This window comes from Streptomyces sp. NBC_01077, from assembly GCF_045162855.1.
Classification (GTDB): domain Bacteria; phylum Actinomycetota; class Actinomycetes; order Streptomycetales; family Streptomycetaceae; genus Streptomyces.
Genome location: NZ_CP108669.1, coordinates 4,057,258 through 4,078,959, shown reverse-complemented (window position 1 = coordinate 4,078,959; position 21,702 = coordinate 4,057,258). Strand labels below are relative to the sequence as shown.

Below are 21,702 nucleotides of genomic sequence, written 5' to 3'. Positions count from 1 at the left end.
GAAGGGACACCCCATGCCGCTCGAAGCCGGCCTCCTGGAGATCCTGGCCTGCCCCGCGTGCCACGCTCCACTGAACGACCGCACGGCGGACGAGACCCCCGAACTCATCTGCACGAGCCCGGACTGCGGCCTCGCCTACCCGGTCCGAGACAACATCCCGGTCCTCCTGACGGACGAGGCCCGCCGCCCGTAACCCGGCGAGCCGGGGCCCCGCAGGCGACGACGCCCAGGGCCCCTCCACCGGCAGGAGGCAGCACGAACGCCGACGGCAGGCGGGTCACACCGGGGAGCAACGGCAACCGCCCGAAGGCAGTACGGAGCCACTGGAGGGCGACAGCAACCGCCCGAAGGCAGCACCGAGCCGCCTGACGGCGACAGGGAGGGCCGGTGCCAGCAGTCCGACAGCCAGGGCGGCACAGCGCCGCAGGGGAGCCGCGCAACACGAGTGCCGGCCCGCGCCGCAGTGCAGCACGGACCGTCCCGCGCCGGGACCGTCCGGTACGTCACGGGTGCCGGCCCGCGCAGCACGACAAGGGTCTGTTCCGCGCCGCACGGCAAGGGCGCCGGCCCGCGCCACCTGGCAGGGACCGCGCCGCGGAGCTCGGCACGGGTTGTTCCGCGCCGGGCAGCAAGGGTGCTGGCCCGCGTCACATGGCATGGGTCTGTTCCGCGCCGGGCAGCAAGGGTGCTGGCTCACGCCGCACGGCATGGGTCTGTTCCGCGCCGGGCAGCACGCGTGCTGGCTCACGCCGCATGGCACGGATCTGCTCCGCGCCGCGCAGTACGGCACGGGCTCCGTTCTACGCCTGGCCACGCCGCGATTTGCAGTACGGGTTCCAGCCCACACAGACCAGGCTCGGTACTCGCGTCACACTGCACGGGTTCCGACCGCGGGTGCGACGCGCGCGACGCAGCTCCCCGACCGCCCCCGCCCCCCTTCCCACCCTGTCCGACCCGACCCGACCCGCCCCTCCCCGAAGGGTCCGCCGCCAACGGCGAGCACCCCCCACGGGAAGCCCCGCACCTCTGTCATCCCACCTGCACGGGTGGTGCGGGTGGGAACCGACAAGCACGGCCGAAGGCCGGGCGCACCCCAAGCCCCACACCACCCCGCACCCGCACCCGCACCCGCACCCGCACCCCAAGCCCCACACCACCCCGCACCCGCACCCCAAGCCGCGCACCATTGAAGGTGCCCGCACCAACAGCACCCGCACTAAAAGCACCCGCACTAAAAGCACCCGCACTAAAAGCACCCGCACCAACAGCACCCGCACCAAGAGCCACCCCCCAAGCCCCCCGCAGGGGCCCGCGACGACGACCGCGACCGGAGGCACCCGCCCCATGCTCGACGAGACCCTCCTCGACGCCCCGGACGACCTCGCCCTGGCGGACCGCCGCGGTCTTCTCCGCGGCGCCGCCGAAGCCGGAGCCCGGGTAAGGACGGCGGCCCGGCACGCCGCCGAGGCCGGCATCGCGGACCTCCGCCCCGAGGGCCGCCCCCGCGCCGTACTGGTCGCCGGTCCGGGCACCGCTGCCGCGGCCGTCGCGGACCTGATCGGCGCCCTGGCAGGAGCTTCGGCTCCCGTCGTACGCCTTCAGCCGACCGGCGTCGCCCCCGCCGCGGGCGCCCTGCGCTGGGCGCTGCCCGGCTGGGCGGGCTCCGTGGACCTCTTGCTGCTGCCGACGACGGACGGCTCCGAACCGGGCCTCGCCCTCCTCGCCGAGCAGGCGTACCGCCGCGGTATCACCGTCGTCGCCGTGGCCCCGAAGGCCTCGCCGCTCGCCGAGGCCGTCAGTGGTTCACGGGGTCTGTTCGTCCCGATGGCCATCGCCCCGAACGAGACGCCGAACGAGTACGCCGAGAACATCGCGGCCAGCCCGGGCACTCTCTGGGCCCTGTTCACCCCGCTGCTCATGCTTCTCGACCGGGTCGGTCTTCTGGAGGCCCCGCCCGAGGCTCTGGAGAAGGTCGCCGACCGTCTGGACCGTACGGCTGAGCGCTGTGGCCCGGCCATCGCCACGTACAGCAACCCGGCGAAGACGCTCGCCGCCGAGCTCGCGGACACGCTGCCGCTGATCTGGACGGAGGGCGCGGCCGCGGGCCCGGCGGGCCGCCGTTTCGCCGCGGTCCTCGCCGAGCTGGCGGGGTTGCCGGCGCTGGCGGCCGAGCTGCCGGAGGCTCTGCCGGCCCATGGCGTCCTGCTCGCGGGTGACTATGCGGCGGGTGCCGACCCGGACGACTTCTTCCGGGACCGGGTGGACGAGCCGCAGGCTCTCCGGGCCAGGGTCGTCCTGCTGAGGGACCGCCCGTCGGACGGCCTCACCGCCGCACACGCGGCCCGCGAACTGGCACTCAGCCATGAGACGGCCATCAGCGAGCTGGAACCGGAGGAAGGTGATGACCTGGAGACACTGGCGGAACTGCTCGCGGTGACCGACTTCGCGGCTGTCTATCTCTCCCTGGCCACCCCGGGCCGCACGGCCCTCTGACCGAGCCGCACAAAGCGCGCCCCCACCCAACAACCACCGAGCAACCCCCACCCCACACGCCCACCCCTCACGCCCCACCCCTCACGCCCCACCCCACCCATCCACCCGTCCATCACCCCGTAACCCACCCGTCACCCGCCCCCTGTCACCTGTCTCCCGACACCCCTCACCATCCGTCACCATCCCGAGGAGCTGGCAGGCACCATGGACCGCCTCGTCAACACCGTTCGCCCCTACGCCTGGGGATCCACGACGGCCATCCCGGAGCTGCTCGGAGTCGCTCCGACCGGCGAGCCCCAGGCCGAGATGTGGATGGGCGCCCACCCCGGCGCGCCTTCCCGCACCGAGCGCGGCTCGCTGAACGAGCTGATCGCCGCCGATCCCGTACGCGAACTGGGGCAGCGTTCCGTCGAGAAGTTCGGACCGCGGCTGCCGTTCCTGCTGAAGGTGCTCGCCGCCGGCGCCCCGCTCTCCCTCCAGGCCCACCCCGACCTGGCCCAGGCGCGGGCGGGGTACGCGGCCGAGGAGGCCGCCGACATCCCGATCGACGCCGCGCACCGCACGTACAAGGACGCCAACCACAAGCCCGAGCTGATCTGCGCGCTCACCCCCTTCGAGGGTCTGTGCGGTTTCCGCGCCCCCGCCGAGGCCGCGGACCTCCTTGCCGCGCTCGGCGTCGACTCGCTCAAGCCGTACGTCGACCTGCTCCACGCCCACCCCGAAGAGGCCGCGCTCCGCGAGGTCCTGACGGCGCTGCTGACCGCCGACCCGGAGGAGATGGCGCACACCGTCGCGGAGGCCGCCGCCGCCGCGGACCGTCTCGGCGGCGCCCACGTCCCGTACGCGAGCCTCGCCCACCACTACCCGAGCGACCCCGGCGTCATCGCCGCGATGCTCCTCAACCGGGTCGTGCTCCAGCCCGGCGAGGCCCTCTACCTGGGCGCGGGCGTCCCGCACGCCTACCTCTCCGGCCTCGGCGTCGAGATCATGGCCAACTCCGACAACGTGTTGCGCTGCGGACTCACCCCCAAGCACATCGACGTCCCCGAACTCCTGCGCGTGGTCCGCTTCGAGCCGACCGATCCGGCCGTCCTGCGCCCCGAGGCCTCCGAGACCGGGGAAGAGGTCTACGACACCCCGATCGACGAGTTCCGTCTGTCCCGTTTCGTACGGCCCGAGGGTGCTGCCCCGACCGACCTGACCAGCCCGGCCCCGCAGATCCTGCTCGCTGTCGCGGGTCGCCCGAAGGCGGGCGAGGTGACGCTCGCCGCAGGCGAGTCCGTCTTCGTGCCGGCGGGCGAGAGGACCGAACTCTCCGGTACGGGGACGGTCTTCCGCGCCACCGTCGTGGCCTGATGCGACAATGACCGGCCGAACCACGGCGACACAGCCGGTGCATCGACGAAGGGACCACGTACACCCATGAGCGCGTCAGGCGGAACCAAGGCGATCGTGGCGGCACTCGCCGCCAACCTGGCGATCGCCGTAGCCAAGTTCGTGGCGTTCCTCTTCAGTGGTTCGTCGTCGATGCTCGCGGAGAGCGTCCACTCGCTCGCCGACTCCGGCAACCAGGGCCTGCTGCTCCTCGGCGGCAAGAAGGCGCAGCGCGAGGCGACCCCGCAGCACCCCTTCGGCTACGGCCGCGAGCGGTACATCTACGCCTTCCTCGTCTCCATCGTGCTCTTCTCCGTCGGTGGCATGTTCGCCATCTACGAGGGCTACGAGAAGATCAAGCACCCGCACCCGATCGAGGCCTGGTACTGGCCGGTCGGCGTCCTGATCTTCGCGATCATCGCCGAGTCCTTCTCCTTCCGCACCGCCATCAAGGAGTCGAACCTCATCCGCGGCGGCCTCACCTGGACGCAGTTCGTCCGCCGCGCCAAGGCCCCCGAGCTGCCCGTCGTCCTCCTGGAGGACCTCGGCGCGCTCGTCGGCCTCATCCTCGCGCTCGGCGGCGTCGGCCTCGCCCTGCTGACCGGCGACGGCATCTGGGACGGCATCGGCACCCTCTGCATCGGCATCCTGCTGATCGTCATCGCGATCGTGCTGGCCGCCGAGACCAAGTCGCTGCTGCTCGGCGAGTCCGCCGGCATCGACGACGTCAGGAAGATCGAGGCCGCGGTCGTCGACGGCGAGACCGTCACCCGCCTCATCCACATGCGTACGCTCCACCTCGGCCCGGAGGAGCTCCTCGTCGCCGCCAAGATCGCCGTCCAGCACGACGACTCGGCCGCCGACGTCGCGCACGCCATCAACGCCGCCGAGGAACGCATCCGCGCCGCCGTCCCGATCGCCCGGGTCATCTACCTGGAGCCCGACGTCTACAACGAGACGGCCGCCTCGACCGGCACCAATCCGGCCAAGAGCCTGGACGGCAACGGCCACTGACCCCACTCCACGAGGCCCCCGAGACCCCACGGTCCCGGGGGCCTCGTGCATGTGCGGCGGTTTTCGGCCACGCCTCGCCGCCCGATGTGGACTGTGGCTCGCCGCACTGTCCGGTGTAGATTCGTGACCAGCCAGACGTCGCTGCTGATGGCGGTCGGGCGGTCCTCGCGGACCGGCCGAGGGAGAGAGGGCCTCCGACGACGGCACCGTGGGAAATCCCGGGCATTCGTGTGCCCCGGAGCCTTCGTGGTGCCCGGCGCCCCAACCGACCCTCGCACCCGAAACACACGAGGAGCAGCTCAGTCATGACGACTGTCGCCCAGGACTTCAAGGTCGCCGATCTCTCCCTGGCCACCTTCGGCCGCAAGGAGATCACCCTCGCCGAGCACGAGATGCCCGGCCTGATGTCGATCCGCCGCGAGTACGCCGAGCAGCAGCCGCTCGCCGGCGCCCGCGTCACCGGCTCCCTGCACATGACCGTGCAGACCGCCGTCCTCATCGAGACCCTGGTCGCCCTCGGCGCCGAGGTCCGCTGGGCCTCCTGCAACATCTTCTCCACCCAGGACCACGCCGCCGCGGCCATCGCCGTCGGCCCGAACGGCACCCCGGAGAACCCGCAGGGCGTCCCGGTCTTCGCCTGGAAGGGCGAGACCCTGGAGGAGTACTGGTGGTGCACCGAGCAGGCCCTCACCTGGCCGAACACGCCCACCGGCGGCCCGAACATGATCCTCGACGACGGCGGTGACGCCACCCTCCTCGTCCACAAGGGCGTCGAGTTCGAGAAGGCCGGCTCCGCCCCGGACCCGGCCACCGCGGACAGCGAGGAGTACGGCTACATCCTCCGTCTCCTCAACCGCACCCTCGGCGAGAACCCGCAGAAGTGGACCCAGCTGGCGTCCGAGATCCGCGGCGTCACCGAGGAGACCACCACCGGCGTCCACCGCCTGTACGAGATGCAGCAGGCCGGCTCCCTCCTCTTCCCGGCGATCAACGTGAACGACGCCGTGACGAAGTCGAAGTTCGACAACAAGTACGGCTGCCGCCACTCGCTCATCGACGGCATCAACCGCGCCACCGACGTCCTCATCGGCGGCAAGACCGCGGTCGTCTTCGGCTACGGCGACGTCGGCAAGGGCTGCGCCGAGTCCCTCCGCGGCCAGGGCGCCCGCGTCATCGTCACCGAGATCGACCCCATCTGCGCCCTCCAGGCGGCGATGGACGGCTACCAGGTCGCGACCCTGGACGACGTCGTCGAGACGGCCGACATCTTCATCACCACGACCGGCAACAAGGACATCATCATGGCCGGGGACATGGCCAAGATGAAGCACCAGGCCATCGTCGGCAACATCGGTCACTTCGACAACGAGATCGACATGGCCGGCCTCGCCAAGATCGAGGGCATCGTCAAGGACGAGGTCAAGCCGCAGGTCCACACCTGGAAGTTCCCCGACGGCAAGGTCCTGATCGTCCTCTCCGAGGGCCGTCTCCTGAACCTCGGCAACGCGACCGGCCACCCGTCCTTCGTGATGTCGAACTCCTTCGCGGACCAGACCCTGGCCCAGATCGAGCTCTTCACGAAGCCGCAGGAGTACCCGACCGACGTCTACGTCCTGCCGAAGCACCTGGACGAGAAGGTCGCCCGCCTCCACCTGGACGCGCTCGGCGTCAAGCTGACGACCCTCCGCCCCGAGCAGGCCGCGTACATCGGCGTCGACGTCGAGGGCCCGTTCAAGCCGGACCACTACCGCTACTGATGCCCCGGCCGGCGGCGCCCGCGCGCTGACGCGACGCCGCCCCGGACACCCGTAGAGGAACAGGCAGGCCCCCCGCACCCCCGTGCCGGGGGGCCTGCCCCGTCCAGCCCCCGCCACCGCTTCCGGAAGCGCCCCCTCCCGAGGACCGATCCATGCCCCGCGGCCGCTATTCGCTCCATGACCCGCACGACCACACCCCCCTCGGTGAAGAACACTTCCACTGCGCGCCCGGCCCCTCCGGCTGGCGCTACGTCTCGCAGATCACCACGCCCTCGGGCGACCACCAGGGCTCCGTCGACCTGGCCGTCGACGAACTCGGCCGCCCCATCCGCCTCGAACTCCACGCCGCCGGCTGGCAGGTCCGCGGCGCGGCCCTCGACGGCGTCACCTGGGTCCGCACGGACCCCACCGGAACCCACGCCACCGAAGGCAATGTGCGCGCCCACGCCTTCACCGGCACGTCCCCGGCGTTCCTCGTCGCGCTCACGCGACTCCTGCGGCTCACCCCCGATTCCCCCGAGACCCGTGTCCGGCTCGTCGCCCTCACGGACCCGGTGCTCGCCCCCCTCACGGTCGACCAGTCCTGGGCCCTGCTGAGAAGTGAAGCGCACGCCACTGACAACGGCCCCCTGATGGTGGACGAGTACCAGGTCAGCGCCCTGGACACGGGCGAACGGCACACCGTCCACATCGCCGGCGACGTGGTCCTCGCAGCCCCCGGCATCGAACTCGAAGCCCTGGAAACCCCACCGTCGGTCTTCCCCTGACGATCAGGCGGGCGGAGCGAACCCGGTAGCGGGAGCCCGCGACTCCTCGCCCCCGACCGAAGGCGGAGCAACCGGCGACGCGACGGGGGAGGGGGCGGCCGGCGGAGCGACAGCCGGCGTCGGCACTCCCACGGGCCCGGCAGATCCGGCCGCCCCCGCCATCGCCCCACGCACCCCCGCCGGAGAGCCGAACGCCCGCCGGGCGTCCCGCGCCTGCCGCTCGGCCACCACCCCCGCCAGATACGCGTCGGCGGGCACCCCCGGCGGCGGAGGCGTCCCCGTCCGTGCCACCAGCTCGTCGGCCAGCCGCTCCGCGAGCCGCCGCCCCACGGCCGGATCCAGATCACGCGCCCGCGTGAGGTACTGCCGTATCTCCAGCCACAGGGCCTCGGGCACCGTCGAGAGATCGAGCCCGGCGAAACGCCCCACCAGCCACGGCGGCGGCGGAGGCACGGCAAGCACCCGCGCGGCGGGTATCCGCTCCCGCACCACCAGCGTCCCCGCGAAGACGTCCCCGAGCCGCCGCCCCCGCTCCGACACGAGCGACGCGACACAGGCGACGACCCCGAAGGTCATCAGGATCTCGACGACCCCCATCGCCCCGCGCACGAGGGCGTGCCGGAACCGGATCGGCCCGCCGTCGTCCCGCACCACACGAAGTCCGCAGGCCATCTTCCCCAGCGACCGCCCGTGGGACAGCGTCTCCACCGCGATCGGCGCCCCCACCAGGATCAGCAGGAAGGAAGCGACGGACATCGCCATGGTCGCCGCCTCGTCGAGCGACGCGGTGGCGACCGCCAGCACAAGCGTGACCAGCAGATACGCGGCCCACACCACCACCAGGTCGATGAGCACCGCCAGCGCGCGACTCGGCAGCCGCGCGGGCTGCAACCCCAATACGACGGCGTCCCCCGTCACCAACCCACTCACGGCACCCACCCTTCTCCGCCCTTCCCGACCCCTCCGAACGCCAGTCTGCCAAGCTGACCCGCAGCGCGCCGCAGCAGTACGGACCCGTCCGCAGCCGATGCCTGGAGCAGCAGCCGATCATGGACCTCGACGTCTACGTCACCGCCCACCGCGCCGAGTGGGAGCGCCTCGAGCACCTCCTGCGCCGGGGCGGCAAGCTCACCGGCGCCGAGGCCGACGAACTCGTCTCCCTGTACCAGCGCACGGCCACCCACCTCTCGATCGTCCAGTCGAGCGCCCCGGACCCCATGCTCACCGCCCGGCTCACCCAGCTCGTGGCCCGCGCCCGCGCCGCCGTCACCGGCACCCGCCGCTCCTCCTGGCGCGACGCTGCCCGCTTCCTCACGGCCGGATTCCCCGCTGCCGTCTACCGCTCCCGCCACTGGTGGGTCCCCACCGCCGTCCTCTCCACCCTGCTCGCCGTCCTGATCGGCTGGTGGATCGGTACGCACCCGGAGGTCCAGGCCGCGATCGGAGCCCCCACGGACCTCCGCGAGATGACCCGCCCCGGCGGCCAGTACGAGACGTACTACTCCAGCCACCCGGCGGCCTCCTTCGCCGCTCAGGTCTGGACGAACAACGCCCAGGCCGCGGCCATGTGCCTGGTCCTGGGCGCGTTCCTGGGCATCCCGGTGCTCTGGATCCTCTTCCTGAACATGCTGAACGTGGGCGTCGCCATCGGCCTGATGTCGTCCGCCGGCCGTCTCGACGTCTTCCTGGGCCTGATCCTTCCCCACGGCCTGCTCGAACTGACCGCGGTCTTCGTCGCCGCGGGCACGGGCCTCCGCCTCGGCTGGACGGTCATCGACCCGGGCCCCACCACCCGCCGCGCCGCCCTCGCGGAACGCGGCCGAGCCGCCGTCGGCATGGCCATCGGCCTGGCCCTGGTCCTCTTCGTCTCGGGCCTGATCGAAGGCTTCGTCACCCCGTCCGGCCTGCCCACCTGGGCCCGCATCACCATCGGCATCGCTGCTGAGCTGGTCTTCCTCGCCTACGTCTACGTCCTCGGCGGCCGAGCCGCCCGCGCCGGAGACCAGGGCGACCTCGAAGAACCCGACCGCAGCGCGGAGCTCCCCACCGCCGCCTGATGTGCGTACGGCCCCGCTGACCTGCTAGTGTCCTCCGGTGCCCACAAAAACCATTGACATGGTGGTCGTGGGGAGGTAGATTCAAACGGTTGCCTGGAACTGGACAGTTCGGCAGCAATCAAGTAGAGTCTCACTCACTCCGGTCGGGAATTCGATTCCACGGAGTCACCCCGATTCTCATTCGAATCAAGAAAGCCACCGATTAGGTCGGCCGAAATGATTCTGATAAAGTCGGAACCGCCGAAAGGCCCCCGGAGTGAAAACAAAAGGGACCGGAAAGCACCGAGGAAATCGGATCGGAAAGATCTGATAGAGTCGGAAACGCAAGAACGAAGGGAAGCCCGGAGGAAAGCCCGAGAGGGTGAGTACAAAGGAAGCGTCCGTTCCTTGAGAACTCAACAGCGTGCCAAAAATCAACGCCAGATTAGTTGATACCCCGTCCATCTTCGGATGGCGAGGTTCCTTTGAAAGTCCTGCTGGCCCTTGTGGCGGGTAGGCAACATACACAGCGAGGACGCTGTGGACAGTCGGCCTTATTCCGGCCTGGCTGTCCCGCTCAACGCGAGTGTCACCCGATTACGGGTAAACATTCACGGAGAGTTTGATCCTGGCTCAGGACGAACGCTGGCGGCGTGCTTAACACATGCAAGTCGAACGATGAAGCCCTTCGGGGTGGATTAGTGGCGAACGGGTGAGTAACACGTGGGCAATCTGCCCTTCACTCTGGGACAAGCCCTGGAAACGGGGTCTAATACCGGATAACACCGGCTTCCGCATGGAAGCTGGTTAAAAGCTCCGGCGGTGAAGGATGAGCCCGCGGCCTATCAGCTTGTTGGTGGGGTAATGGCCTACCAAGGCGACGACGGGTAGCCGGCCTGAGAGGGCGACCGGCCACACTGGGACTGAGACACGGCCCAGACTCCTACGGGAGGCAGCAGTGGGGAATATTGCACAATGGGCGAAAGCCTGATGCAGCGACGCCGCGTGAGGGATGACGGCCTTCGGGTTGTAAACCTCTTTCAGCAGGGAAGAAGCGAAAGTGACGGTACCTGCAGAAGAAGCGCCGGCTAACTACGTGCCAGCAGCCGCGGTAATACGTAGGGCGCAAGCGTTGTCCGGAATTATTGGGCGTAAAGAGCTCGTAGGCGGCTTGTCACGTCGGGTGTGAAAGCCCGGGGCTTAACCCCGGGTCTGCATCCGATACGGGCAGGCTAGAGTGTGGTAGGGGAGATCGGAATTCCTGGTGTAGCGGTGAAATGCGCAGATATCAGGAGGAACACCGGTGGCGAAGGCGGATCTCTGGGCCATTACTGACGCTGAGGAGCGAAAGCGTGGGGAGCGAACAGGATTAGATACCCTGGTAGTCCACGCCGTAAACGTTGGGAACTAGGTGTTGGCGACATTCCACGTCGTCGGTGCCGCAGCTAACGCATTAAGTTCCCCGCCTGGGGAGTACGGCCGCAAGGCTAAAACTCAAAGGAATTGACGGGGGCCCGCACAAGCAGCGGAGCATGTGGCTTAATTCGACGCAACGCGAAGAACCTTACCAAGGCTTGACATATACCGGAAAGCATTAGAGATAGTGCCCCCCTTGTGGTCGGTATACAGGTGGTGCATGGCTGTCGTCAGCTCGTGTCGTGAGATGTTGGGTTAAGTCCCGCAACGAGCGCAACCCTTGTCCTGTGTTGCCAGCATGCCCTTCGGGGTGATGGGGACTCACAGGAGACCGCCGGGGTCAACTCGGAGGAAGGTGGGGACGACGTCAAGTCATCATGCCCCTTATGTCTTGGGCTGCACACGTGCTACAATGGCCGGTACAAAGAGCTGCGATGCCGCGAGGCGGAGCGAATCTCAAAAAGCCGGTCTCAGTTCGGATTGGGGTCTGCAACTCGACCCCATGAAGTCGGAGTTGCTAGTAATCGCAGATCAGCATTGCTGCGGTGAATACGTTCCCGGGCCTTGTACACACCGCCCGTCACGTCACGAAAGTCGGTAACACCCGAAGCCGGTGGCCCAACCCCTTGTGGGAGGGAGCTGTCGAAGGTGGGACTGGCGATTGGGACGAAGTCGTAACAAGGTAGCCGTACCGGAAGGTGCGGCTGGATCACCTCCTTTCTAAGGAGCACAGTACCGATTGCAGGCAAATGTTCTGCACGGTCAGCTCATGGGTGGAACGTTGATTAGTTGGCACAGTCTCTCTCCGAGAAATCGTTAGTACTGCTTCGGCGTGGAAAACGGGATCGAGGAACGGACTGTGCTTGGCACGTTGTTGGGTATCTGAGGGTACGGCCGTAAGGTTTGTATCTTCGCGATGCCGGCCCCAGTGAACTCATCTGCTTGTCGGGTGGGGTGATGGGTGGCTGGTCGTTGCTTGAGAACTACACAGTGGACGCGAGCATCTGTGGCCAAGTTTTTAAGGGCGCACGGTGGATGCCTTGGCACCAGGAACCGATGAAGGACGTGGGAGGCCACGATAGTCCCCGGGGAGCCGTCAACCAGGCTTTGATCCGGGGGTTTCCGAATGGGGAAACCCGGCAGTCGTCATGGGCTGTCACCCATGCCTGAACACATAGGGCATGTGGAGGGAACGAGGGGAAGTGAAACATCTCAGTACCCTCAGGAAGAGAAAACAACCGTGATTCCGGGAGTAGTGGCGAGCGAAACCGGATGAGGCCAAACCGTATGCGTGTGATACCCGGCAGGGGTTGCGCATGCGGGGTTGTGGGATCTCTCTTTCACAGTCTGCCGGCTGTGAGACGAGTCAGAAACCGTTGATGTAGGCGAAGGACATGCGAAAGGTCCGGCGTAGAGGGTAAGACCCCCGTAGCTGAAACATTAACGGCTCGTTTGAGAGACACCCAAGTAGCACGGGGCCCGAGAAATCCCGTGTGAATCTGGCGGGACCACCCGCTAAGCCTAAATATTCCCTGGTGACCGATAGCGGATAGTACCGTGAGGGAATGGTGAAAAGTACCGCGGGAGCGGAGTGAAATAGTACCTGAAACCGTGTGCCTACAAGCCGTGGGAGCGTCGGATACAGCTTGCTGTATCTCGTGACTGCGTGCCTTTTGAAGAATGAGCCTGCGAGTTTGCGGTGCGTTGCGAGGTTAACCCGTGTGGGGAAGCCGTAGCGAAAGCGAGTCCGAATAGGGCGATTCAGTAGCGCGCTCAAGACCCGAAGCGGAGTGATCTAGCCATGGGCAGGTTGAAGCGGAGGTAAGACTTCGTGGAGGACCGAACCCACCAGGGTTGAAAACCTGGGGGATGACCTGTGGTTAGGGGTGAAAGGCCAATCAAACTCCGTGATAGCTGGTTCTCCCCGAAATGCATTTAGGTGCAGCGTCGTGTGTTTCTTGCCGGAGGTAGAGCACTGGATAGGCGATGGGCCCTACCGGGTTACTGACCTTAGCCAAACTCCGAATGCCGGTAAGTGAGAGCACGGCAGTGAGACTGTGGGGGATAAGCTCCATGGTCGAGAGGGAAACAGCCCAGAGCATCGACTAAGGCCCCTAAGCGTACGCTAAGTGGGAAAGGATGTGGAGTCGCAGAGACAACCAGGAGGTTGGCTTAGAAGCAGCCACCCTTGAAAGAGTGCGTAATAGCTCACTGGTCAAGTGATTCCGCGCCGACAATGTAGCGGGGCTCAAGCGTACCGCCGAAGTCGTGTCATTGCAGCAATAGGGCCAACGCCCGCTGTGATGGGTAGGGGAGCGTCGTGTGCCGGGTGAAGCAGCCGCGGAAGCGAGTTGTGGACGGTTCACGAGTGAGAATGCAGGCATGAGTAGCGATACACACGTGAGAAACGTGTGCGCCGATTGACTAAGGGTTCCTGGGTCAAGCTGATCTGCCCAGGGTAAGTCGGGACCTAAGGCGAGGCCGACAGGCGTAGTCGATGGACAACCGGTTGATATTCCGGTACCCGCTTTGAAACGCCCAATATCGAGCCCATTAATGCTAAGGCCGTGAAGCCGTTCCGGACCCTTCGGGGAAAGGAAAGTGGTGGAGCCGCTGATCCAAGGTGGTAGTAGGTAAGCGATGGGGTGACGCAGGAAGGTAGTCCAACCCGGGCGGTGGTAGTCCCGGGGTAAGGGTGTAGGGCGTTGTCCAGGTAAATCCGGACAGCACATAGCCTGAGACCTGATGCCGAGCCGATTGTGGTGAAGTGGATGATCCTATGCTGTCGAGAAAAGCCTCTAGCGAGTTTCATGGCGGCCCGTACCCTAAACCGACTCAGGTGGTCAGGTAGAGAATACCGAGGCGTTCGGGTGAACTATGGTTAAGGAACTCGGCAAAATGCCCCCGTAACTTCGGGAGAAGGGGGGCCACGTCTGGTGATCGGATTTACTCCGTGAGCTGGGGGTGGCCGCAGAGACCAGCGAGAAGCGACTGTTTACTAAAAACACAGGTCCGTGCGAAGCCGTAAGGCGATGTATACGGACTGACGCCTGCCCGGTGCTGGAACGTTAAGGGGACCGGTTAGCTCTGTTTCGACAGGGCGAAGCTGAGAACTTAAGCGCCAGTAAACGGCGGTGGTAACTATAACCATCCTAAGGTAGCGAAATTCCTTGTCGGGTAAGTTCCGACCTGCACGAATGGCGTAACGACTTCTCGACTGTCTCAACCATAGGCCCGGTGAAATTGCACTACGAGTAAAGATGCTCGTTTCGCGCAGCAGGACGGAAAGACCCCGGGACCTTTACTACAGTTTGATATTGGTGTTCGGTTCGGCTTGTGTAGGATAGGTGGGAGACTTTGAAGCCGTGACGCCAGTCATGGTGGAGTCGCCGTTGAAATACCACTCTGGTCGTGCTGGATGTCTAACCTCGGTCCGTGATCCGGATCAGGGACAGTGTCTGATGGGTAGTTTAACTGGGGCGGTTGCCTCCCAAAGGGTAACGGAGGCGCCCAAAGGTTCCCTCAGCCTGGTTGGCAATCAGGTGTTGAGTGTAAGTGCACAAGGGAGCTTGACTGTGAGACCGACGGGTCGAGCAGGGACGAAAGTCGGGACTAGTGATCCGGCGGTGGCTTGTGGAAGCGCCGTCGCTCAACGGATAAAAGGTACCCCGGGGATAACAGGCTGATCTTCCCCAAGAGTCCATATCGACGGGATGGTTTGGCACCTCGATGTCGGCTCGTCGCATCCTGGGGCTGGAGTCGGTCCCAAGGGTTGGGCTGTTCGCCCATTAAAGCGGTACGCGAGCTGGGTTTAGAACGTCGTGAGACAGTTCGGTCCCTATCCGCTGCGCGCGTAGGAATATTGAGAAGGGCTGTCCCTAGTACGAGAGGACCGGGACGGACGAACCTCTGGTGTGCCAGTTGTCCTGCCAAGGGCATGGCTGGTTGGCTACGTTCGGGAGGGATAACCGCTGAAAGCATCTAAGCGGGAAGCCTGCTTCGAGATGAGTATTCCCACCTCCTTGAGAGGGTAAGGCTCCCAGTAGACGACTGGGTTGATAGGCCGGATGTGGAAGCCCAGTAATGGGTGGAGCTGACCGGTACTAATAGGCCGAGGGCTTGTCCTCAGTTGCTCGCGTCCACTGTGTTAGTTCTGAAGTAACGAACTGTGCCGATTTCCGGTTGGTTAACTTCATAGAGTTTCGGTGGTCATAGCGTTAGGGAAACGCCCGGTTACATTCCGAACCCGGAAGCTAAGCCTTTCAGCGCCGATGGTACTGCAGGGGGGACCCTGTGGGAGAGTAGGACGCCGCCGAACAATCATTGTGGGAAAGCCCCGCACCTCATGGTGCGGGGCTTTTCTGCGTTTACGGGCCGGAACCCTTTCGCGGAGGGCGGCCATGTTGTGGTCGGCGGTCAGAGGCGGCCGGCTGCCTTGAGGGCGAGATAGGCGTCGGCCAGGGCCGGAGCGAGGGTTTCGGGCGAGGCGTCGACGACCGTCACGCCGTGGCGCTGGAGCTGTTCCGCGGTGCGGGCGCGCTGGGACTGGGTCTGCGTGGCCGCCGCGGCCTCGTAGACGCCCTCGATCGTGCCGCGGGTCGTGGCCATACGGGCGATGTGAGGGTCGGAGACCGAGGCGAGCAGGACCGTGTGGCGCTGGGCGAGCTGCGGCAGGACCGGGAGGAGACCCTCCTCGATCGGAGCGGCGTCGAGGCTCGTCAGGAGGACGATCAGTGAGCGGCGGGGAGCGCGAGCGAGGGCCGTGGCCGCCAGACCTCGGGCGTCGGTCTCCACGAGCTCGGGTTCGAGCGGGGCGAGCGCGTTGACCACGGAGGGCAGGACGTCGCCGGCGGAGCGGCCCTGGACCTGGGCGCGGAGCCGGCGGTCGTAGGCCAGGAGATCCACGCGGTCACCGGCTCGGGAAGCGAGCGCGGTGAGAAGGAGAGCCGCGTCCATGGAGGCGTCCAGACGGGGGATGTCGCCGACGCGGCCGGCCGAGGTGCGGCCGGTGTCGAGGACGATCAGGATGTGGCGGTCGCGTTCGGGGCGCCAGGTGCGGACGGCGACCGTGGTCTGGCGGGCGGTGGCCCGCCAGTCGATCGAGCGGGTGTCGTCGCCGGGGACGTACTCGCGGAGGCTGTCGAACTCCGTGCCCTCACCGCGTGTCAGCACGCTGGTGCGGCCGTCGAGTTCACGGAGCCGGGCCAGGCGGGACGGCAGGTGCTTGCGGCTGGTGAACGGGGGTAGGACGCGCACGGTCCAGGGGACCTCGTGGTTGCCCTGACGGGCCGCCAGGCCGAGGGGGCCGTACGAGCGGACCGTGATCCGCTCGGCCCGGCGGTCGCCGCGGCGGGTCGGGCGCAGGCTCGTGGTGAGACGGCGGCGTTCGCCGGCGGGGACGGTCAGGCGTCGGCGTGAGGCGGTCTGTTCGGTGCCGGGGAGCCAACTGCTGGGCGGCCAGGCGTCGCGGAGCTGGGCGCGGAGGCGACGGCGGGACGGGTTGGTGACCGTGAGCTGGACGTCTGCCGCGTCACCGAGTCGAACGGATGTGTCACCACTTCGGGTGAATTGGAGCGTTCGTACTGGCGCCGCCAGGGCGTAGTCGCACAGAATTGCGAGGGAGAGGGGCGCGTTCACCGCGAGCATCCCTGCCCAGCTGGGGGCGAGGATGCCGACGGGGAGCGATCCGAGGGCGGCGAGCAGCGCGGTTCGTCCGGTGAGGGCCATGGGGCGCCGTTCTCAGCGGGGGACGGGGACGTGGGCGAGGATCGAGTTGATGACGGAGTCGGGGGTGACTCCTTCCATCTCGGCCTCGGGCCGCAGGTGGATGCGATGACGCAGGGTGGGGAGAGCGAGGGCCTTCACATCGTCCGGGGTGACGTAGTCCCGGCCGGTGAGCCAGGCCCAGGCGCGGGCGGTGGAGAGCAGGGCGGTGGCGCCTCGGGGGGAGACCCCGAGCGTGAGTGAGGGGGATTCACGCGTGGCACGACAGATATCGACGACATAGCCGGTGATCTCGGCGGAGACCGAGACCTTGGCGACGGAGGCCCGGGCGGCTTCGAGCTCGGCGGGGCCCGCGACGGGACGCACTCCGGCGGCCTTCAGGTCGCGGGGGTCGAAGCCCTCGGCGTGACGGGTGAGGACTTGGATCTCGTCCGCGCGGGAGGGCAGAGGGACCGTCAGCTTCAGGAGGAACCTGTCCAGTTGGGCTTCGGGGAGAGGGTAGGTGCCCTCGTACTCGACGGGGTTCTGGGTCGCGGCGACAAGGAAGGGCTCGGGCAGGGGGCGCGGGGTGCCGTCGACCGTGACCTGACGCTCCTCCATGGCTTCCAGGAGGGAGGACTGGGTCTTCGGGGGCGTGCGGTTGATCTCGTCGGCGAGCAGGAGATTCGTGAAGACCGGACCGGGTTGGAAGGAGAACTCGGAGGTTCGGGTGTCGTAGACCAGGGAGCCGGTCACGTCGCTCGGCATCAGGTCGGGGGTGAACTGGACGCGCTTGGTGTCGAGTTCGAGTGCGGCGGCGAGCGAGCGGACCAGCAGGGTCTTGGCGACGCCGGGCACGCCTTCGAGGAGGACGTGTCCCCGGCAGAGCAGGGCGACGACGAGACCGGTGACGGCGGGGTCCTGGCCGACCACGGCCTTCCCGATCTCGGTGCGCAGGGCCTCCAGGGAGGCGCGGGCGCTGTCCGAGTTCGTAGCGGTCTCGGGGGTCGGGGCGCTCATGAGGTGCGTACCTCTCTTTCGAGGGCGTCGAGTTGGTCCGCCAGGCGGATGAGAGCGGCGTCGTCGGCGGGAGCCGGGCCGAAGAGGAGGTTCATGGGGTCCGCGGTGGTCTCGGGGAGACGGACGGAGAGTGCGGGGAGGAGACGATCGGAGGAGTGGGCGTCCTGGACGGGGACGCCGAGCAGCGGGGCGATCCGGGTGCGGGTCGCGGTGCGCAGCACCGAGGCGGCGCGGTCGCGGGCGTTCGCCTTGCGGTAGAGGCGGGCGCGGCCCTCGGTGGCCTCGGAGGCGCGGAGGGCGACGGGGAGGCGTTCGGTCACCAGGGGGCCGAGGCGGCGGCCGCGCCAGATGGCGGCGAGCAGGGCCGCGATCGCGAGCTGGAGTGCGCCCCACAGCCAGCCGGAGGGGATGAGGGCGAGGAAGTTGCCCGTGGTGTCGTCGTCGGGTGCGTCGGCGGTGGCGGAGGCATCGGTCAGGGAGGGGAGGTACCAGACGAGATGGGGCCGGGAGCCGAGGAGTTGCAGGGCGAGCGAGGCGTTGCCCTGTTGGTCGAGACGCTCGTTGAAGAGGATGTCGGGCGAGCCGAGGAGGACGGTGTCGGTCGTTCCTCGGCCGGGGATGCTGAGCAGGGTCGGCAGGCCGTCGGAGAGGTAGCAGGAGTCCGTGGAGGTGTCGGGGGCGGCGCGGTACCGCTCGCCGCCGAGGTCGACGCTGCCGGCGCGGGTGGCCGCCGCCAGGGTGCAGGAGGGGGCGCGGTTCTCCACGGGAGTGCTGGTGGCGCTGGTGACTCCCGGGGCCAGGGTGGGGAGGGAGGATCGCCCGGCACCGACGAGGACAGTGCGGCCGGCGGAGTCCGTCATGGCCCGGCGGAGTGTGGACTGCTGAGTCTCCGTCAACAGGTCGGGTGTCGTGACCAGGAGGGTCGAGTCGGTGCCGGTCGCGGCCGTGGCCTCGTCGAGGGTGGTGACGACGGTGAGCGTGATTCCGCGGGCCTTGAGGAGTTCGGCGACGGCCCGGCTGCCGTTCGGGTCGGCGGAGCGGGGGTCGAGGGCGCCGTGGGCGCCGGAGGACCGCACCGTCGCGAGGACGAGGCCACCGATGAGGATCAGGGCGAGGACGAGGGCCGCGCCGCGGGCCCGGGTCCAGAGCCGACGGGCGGAGGGGGCGGTCGACGTGGGGCTCGTGGCCGGGCGGCTCATGCGGGCATCCCCGTGGAGGCGGTGTCGAGGATGGGACGGGTGCGCTCCAGGGCGGTGTCCAGTTCCTCGATGCGGCGGTACGCGGGCTCGTCGGCGGTGCGTCCGCCGTATGTGACGTCGTCGAACACGCGGACGGCGAGGCGCAGGTCGTCCGCGTGGGACGGCAGGGAACGGCTGGCTTCGGCGGCCGCCTCGTCCGCGGTGCGGCCGGGGCGGGGGTCGAGCAGGGTGCGTTCTTCGAGGGAGCGGACGATGGCCCGCGTGCGTTCCTGGACGGCCTGGTTCCAGCGGCCTGCGGCGGCATGGCGGGCGGCGGCCGCCCGGTGGTCGCCGGCGGTGCGGGGGCCGTCCGCGAAGAGGGAGTCGCCGGCGGTGCCCGGCGTCCGGTGGGGGGTGCCGAGGCGCCACCAGAGGGCGGCGACGACGGCGATCACGCACAGGACGACCACGACGAGGCCGATCACGCCGCCGGGGGTGGCGCCTGACGCGGCGTCGAAGAGGTCGCCGACCCACTCCCAGAAGCGGTCGAGGCCGCGCTGGAGGAGGTTCGGGTCGTTCTCGTGGTACATCGGTTTGGACAGCTCCCGTTCCGCCGCCTCGCGGGCGGGGACGCGGGAGCTGTCCACCGGGATGTCGCCGTCGGCACGGAGCCGCGCCAGTGCCGTGGTCGTTCCCCCCGTGACCGTCACGGCATCAGCCTCCGACGGTCCGGTCACCCGGGGTGGGGTCGTAACCGGGGAGGCCTGCGGCCCGTGCCAGTTCGAGGTCCAGGGCTTCGCGACGGATGCGCTGGTCCACGTAGAGGAGGACCGTCACACCGGCCGAGATCGGGTAGGTGATCGCGCTGGTGATCACGCCGCCGATGCCCGTGATGATCAGGAACGGCCAGCCGAAGGTGGGGGAGGTGCCGGAGAGCATGCCCGAGAAGCCTTCGCCGTCGACCGCGATACCGAGGATGGTGAACGGGATCGCGATGATCATGGCGAAGATGAAGATCAGCAGCTGGGTGAGGAGCGTGATGCCGAAGATCCGCCACCACGCGCCCTGCACCAGCTTCGCCGAGCGCTTCAGCGACGGGATCACGCCCCCGCGCTCCAGCATCAGGGCGGGGGAGGCGAGGCTGAAGCGGATCATCAGCCAGACGGCCACCACCAGGGCGCCGAGACCGCCGAGAAGGGTCAGGGCCACGCCTGCGCCGCCGCCGACCAGGAGGCCGGGGAGTAGACCGACCATGACGATGGCCGCGCTCATCGCCCCGAGCAGCAGGGTCAGGCCGATGAGCTGGAGGAGCCGCGGGCGGGCCTCCTGCCAGGCGGCGCCCAGCGAGACCGGGCGGCCGAGGACGGCGCGGCTGATGACGACGGTCAGCAGTGCGGCGCTGACCAGGGACGCCATCAGCGTCACGAGCAGGGCGGGGCCCAGACCGATCAGGGACGACTGGGCCGCGTCGAGGGACTGCTCGAGCGCCTCGGCGGGGGTGGCGTCCGGGCTCGTCGCCGGAACGTCGGGGGTGAGATACCGCTGGGCCAGGATGTCGGCGATCTGGGAGATCACCGCGACCGTGACGGTGATCGCCAGCACGGTGCGCCAGTAGGTGCGGAGGGTCTTGACCGCGCCGTCGAGGATCTCGCCCATGCCCAGCGGGCGCAGCGGGATCACCCCGGGCTTCGCGGCCGGCGGCCTGCCCCAGTGAGCGTTCGGGGGAGGGGCGCCCCAGCCCTGGCCCTGGCCGGGTGCAGGGGGCGGAGTCTGGCCGGTCGGCGGGGACCACTGGCCGGCGGGCGGCTGGTCCTTGGACCACTGAGGGGCGGAACCGTTCGCGTCGGACGGAGCGGCGGGTCGGGGGACCCCGGAGCCGTTCTGGTCGTCGGAGGGGGCGGATCCGGGCGAGGTCCAGCCCGGAGTGTCGTTCACGGTCGTCCACCTCGGAGGAATGGTCGCGGTGCCGGATCGGCGAACCGGCTCGGTCACGGCGGCCGACACCTGACACGGCGGCGGGCCGGGTGCCATCGTGCCACGCGGGACCCACCCGTGGGCGGGAGCTGCCTTGTCCTTCGTACCTTTGTCCGGACCTTCATTGTGCGAGCGGCAGGCGGCACACTGTGCGGATACCCGATCATCACGCGCGAACCGTGCGGTGACGGGCCGAGCGGGGCGCGATCGACGGGATCGCGGTCCGGGCTGGGGGAGACGCTGTGGGGCAGGTCACGGCAGGTAACGATTGGCTAATGGGATGATGTCGATATGAAGGGACGCGTTCTTGTCGTCGACGACGACACCGCACTGGCCGAGATGCTCGGCATTGTGTTGCGGGGTGAAGGGTTCGAGCCGTCGTTCGTCGCGGACGGTGACAAGGCGCTTGCCGCATTCCGGGAGGCCAAGCCTGACCTGGTGCTGCTCGACCTGATGCTGCCCGGGAGGGACGGCATCGAGGTGTGCCGCCTGATCAGGGCCGAGTCGGGTGTGCCGATCGTCATGCTCACCGCGAAGAGCGACACGGTCGACGTGGTCGTGGGTCTGGAGTCCGGGGCCGACGACTACATCGTCAAGCCGTTCAAGCCGAAGGAGCTCGTGGCCCGTATTCGGGCGCGGCTGCGGCGGTCCGAGGAGCCGGCGCCCGAGCAGCTCACCATCGGTGACCTGGTCATCGACGTGGCAGGGCACTCCGTGAAGCGGGACGGGCAGTCCATCGCCCTGACCCCGCTGGAGTTCGACCTGCTCGTCGCGCTGGCGCGCAAGCCGTGGCAGGTGTTCACCCGTGAGGTGCTCCTCGAGCAGGTCTGGGGCTACCGTCACGCGGCCGACACCCGGCTGGTGAACGTGCACGTCCAGCGGCTGCGCTCGAAGGTCGAGAAGGATCCCGAGCGGCCGGAGATCGTGGTGACCGTCCGTGGCGTCGGATACAAGGCGGGGCCGAGCTGAC

Annotated in this window: 14 protein-coding genes and 3 rRNA genes; 11 read left to right on the top strand and 6 right to left on the bottom strand. The window is 68.2% G+C overall.

Annotation, left to right across the window (positions count from 1 at the left end; all coding sequences use genetic code 11):
• Positions 1 to 13 precede the first annotated feature (13 nt).
• The 6 genes from OG462_RS18165 (at position 14) to OG462_RS18140 (ending at position 7,405) form a co-directional block, all read left to right on the top strand.
• Entirely contained in the window at positions 14 to 193 is a 180-nt protein-coding gene (locus OG462_RS18165; RefSeq protein WP_073915537.1) for a Trm112 family protein, read from the top strand.
• 1,151 nt (positions 194 to 1,344) lie between these two features.
• Positions 1,345 to 2,493 (top strand): SIS domain-containing protein, encoded by a 1,149-nt coding sequence (locus OG462_RS18160; RefSeq protein WP_406058805.1) that lies wholly within the window; start codon positions 1,345 to 1,347, stop codon positions 2,491 to 2,493.
• A 204-nt stretch (positions 2,494 to 2,697) separates the two neighbouring features.
• Positions 2,698 to 3,849 carry a mannose-6-phosphate isomerase, class I gene (gene manA, locus OG462_RS18155; RefSeq protein WP_406058804.1) on the top strand — a complete coding sequence of 384 codons (1,152 nt, stop codon included), beginning with the start codon at positions 2,698 to 2,700 and terminating at the stop codon, positions 3,847 to 3,849.
• Positions 3,850 to 3,915: 66 nt separating this feature from the next.
• Positions 3,916 to 4,881 carry a cation diffusion facilitator family transporter gene (locus OG462_RS18150; protein ID WP_406058803.1) on the top strand — a complete coding sequence of 322 codons (966 nt, stop codon included), beginning with the start codon at positions 3,916 to 3,918 and terminating at the stop codon, positions 4,879 to 4,881.
• Positions 4,882 to 5,186: 305 nt separating this feature from the next.
• Positions 5,187 to 6,638, top strand: a complete 1,452-nt coding sequence (gene ahcY, locus OG462_RS18145) for an adenosylhomocysteinase (protein WP_406058802.1) — start codon at positions 5,187 to 5,189, stop codon at positions 6,636 to 6,638.
• A gap of 152 nt (positions 6,639 to 6,790) precedes the next feature.
• The gene (locus OG462_RS18140) at positions 6,791 to 7,405 is read left to right on the top strand and encodes a hypothetical protein (protein ID WP_406058800.1); all 615 of its coding nucleotides are present in this window, start codon (positions 6,791 to 6,793) and stop codon (positions 7,403 to 7,405) included.
• 3 nt (positions 7,406 to 7,408) lie between these two features.
• On the opposite strand, the gene OG462_RS18135 is transcribed toward OG462_RS18140, so the two are convergent.
• Positions 7,409 to 8,335, bottom strand: coding sequence for an RDD family protein (locus OG462_RS18135; RefSeq protein ID WP_406058799.1), 927 nt, complete (start codon positions 8,333 to 8,335; stop codon positions 7,409 to 7,411).
• Between the two features lie 119 nt (positions 8,336 to 8,454).
• Here OG462_RS18135 and OG462_RS18130 point away from each other — a divergent pair, with 119 nt between their 5' ends.
• From OG462_RS18130 to rrf, 4 genes are all read left to right on the top strand, one after another.
• The gene (locus tag OG462_RS18130) at positions 8,455 to 9,462 is read left to right on the top strand and encodes a stage II sporulation protein M (RefSeq protein WP_406058797.1); all 1,008 of its coding nucleotides are present in this window, start codon (positions 8,455 to 8,457) and stop codon (positions 9,460 to 9,462) included.
• 589 nt (positions 9,463 to 10,051) lie between these two features.
• Positions 10,052 to 11,577, top strand: a 16S ribosomal RNA gene (locus OG462_RS18125).
• Between the two features lie 288 nt (positions 11,578 to 11,865).
• Positions 11,866 to 14,984 (top strand): 23S ribosomal RNA (locus OG462_RS18120).
• Positions 14,985 to 15,058: 74 nt separating this feature from the next.
• Positions 15,059 to 15,175 (top strand): 5S ribosomal RNA (gene rrf, locus OG462_RS18115).
• The 16S, 23S and 5S rRNA genes sit together here, the layout of an rRNA operon.
• Before the next feature lie 98 nt (positions 15,176 to 15,273).
• Here rrf and OG462_RS18110 read toward each other — a convergent pair.
• From OG462_RS18110 to OG462_RS18090, 5 genes are read right to left on the bottom strand one after another with little or no spacing between them, the layout of a single operon-like run.
• The gene (locus OG462_RS18110; protein ID WP_406058795.1) at positions 15,274 to 16,584 is read right to left on the bottom strand and encodes a DUF58 domain-containing protein; all 1,311 of its coding nucleotides are present in this window, start codon (positions 16,582 to 16,584) and stop codon (positions 15,274 to 15,276) included.
• Positions 16,585 to 16,596: 12 nt separating this feature from the next.
• Positions 16,597 to 17,580 (bottom strand): AAA family ATPase, encoded by a 984-nt coding sequence (locus OG462_RS18105; protein ID WP_406058793.1) that lies wholly within the window; start codon positions 17,578 to 17,580, stop codon positions 16,597 to 16,599.
• A complete protein-coding gene (locus tag OG462_RS18100; RefSeq protein WP_406058792.1) occupies positions 17,577 to 18,779 on the bottom strand; it encodes a DUF4350 domain-containing protein in 1,203 nt (400 codons plus the stop codon). Before OG462_RS18100 ends, OG462_RS18105 begins: the two co-directional genes overlap by 4 nt.
• Positions 18,776 to 19,468, bottom strand: coding sequence for a DUF4129 domain-containing protein (locus OG462_RS18095; RefSeq protein WP_406058791.1), 693 nt, complete (start codon positions 19,466 to 19,468; stop codon positions 18,776 to 18,778). The genes OG462_RS18100 and OG462_RS18095 overlap by 4 nt, the downstream gene beginning before the upstream one ends.
• 4 nt (positions 19,469 to 19,472) lie before the next feature.
• Complete coding sequence (locus tag OG462_RS18090; RefSeq protein ID WP_406058789.1) at positions 19,473 to 20,693, bottom strand: hypothetical protein; 1,221 nt, start codon at positions 20,691 to 20,693, stop codon at positions 19,473 to 19,475.
• 330 nt (positions 20,694 to 21,023) lie between these two features.
• Here OG462_RS18090 and mtrA point away from each other — a divergent pair, with 330 nt between their 5' ends.
• The gene (gene mtrA, locus OG462_RS18085; protein WP_010356958.1) at positions 21,024 to 21,701 is read left to right on the top strand and encodes a two-component system response regulator MtrA; all 678 of its coding nucleotides are present in this window, start codon (positions 21,024 to 21,026) and stop codon (positions 21,699 to 21,701) included.
• The last annotated feature ends 1 nt before the right edge of the window (position 21,702 follow it).